Genomic DNA, 712 nt, shown 5'->3' with positions numbered 1-712 from the left:
AGGCGCCACCCATCCCGGCCGAACTGGAAGTCCTGTTCACCCGGATGCGCTTCCCCTACGCCCGCAAAGCCGCACCCGACGTGCTGGCCACCGCCCGCGCTCAACGCTGGGATCCCGCCGAAGTGGTGCGGGTGCTGCTCGCCGAAGAGGTCGCCGGCCGGGACAACGCCACCCGGCGCATCCGCCGTAAGAGCGCCGGCATGCCCAACGGCAAGACCTTCGGCTCCTGGAAGAGCGAACTGTCGTCCATCCCGCAGGCCACCCAGAACGCCCTGCGCACCCAGGAATGGGTCAGCCGCCGCGAGAACTGTGTGATCTCCGGCCCGTCCGGCACCGGCAAGAGCCACTTCATGGAAGCGCTCTGTCACCAGGCCATCGACGCCGACCTGCGCGTGTCCTGGTTCACCCTGGAAACCCTGGCCGTCACCATCGGCCGGGCCCACGTCGACGGCAGCATCGCCCGGACCATCGCCAAGATCTGCCGCTCCGACATCATCGTGATCGACGACATCGGCTTGCTCCCGGTCGGCCACGAGACCGGGAAGGGTCTCCTCTACGACGTTCTTGATGTGCCCCGAGACATGGATCTCGAAGCTCACCGCGCAGCTCCCGCCAGTGCGTCCGTGACGGTCTTCTGCAGGCCGTGCCAGGAGCCGATGAACTTCTCGACGCCCTCGCCCGCGAGCACCTGGGTCACGACTGCGAAGTCGAC

At 67.7% G+C, this 712-nt stretch carries 1 protein-coding gene; it reads left to right on the top strand.

The genetic code is table 11. From position 1 onward, the window contains the following. On the top strand, nucleotides 1–712 hold a 712-nt coding region (locus ABD944_RS42150), incomplete at both ends, for an ATP-binding protein (protein ID WP_345187880.1).

Source organism: Actinomadura verrucosospora (assembly GCF_039540335.1).
GTDB classification, from domain to species: domain Bacteria; phylum Actinomycetota; class Actinomycetes; order Streptosporangiales; family Streptosporangiaceae; genus Spirillospora; species Spirillospora verrucosospora.
This window is presented reverse-complemented; position numbering and strand designations above follow the sequence as displayed.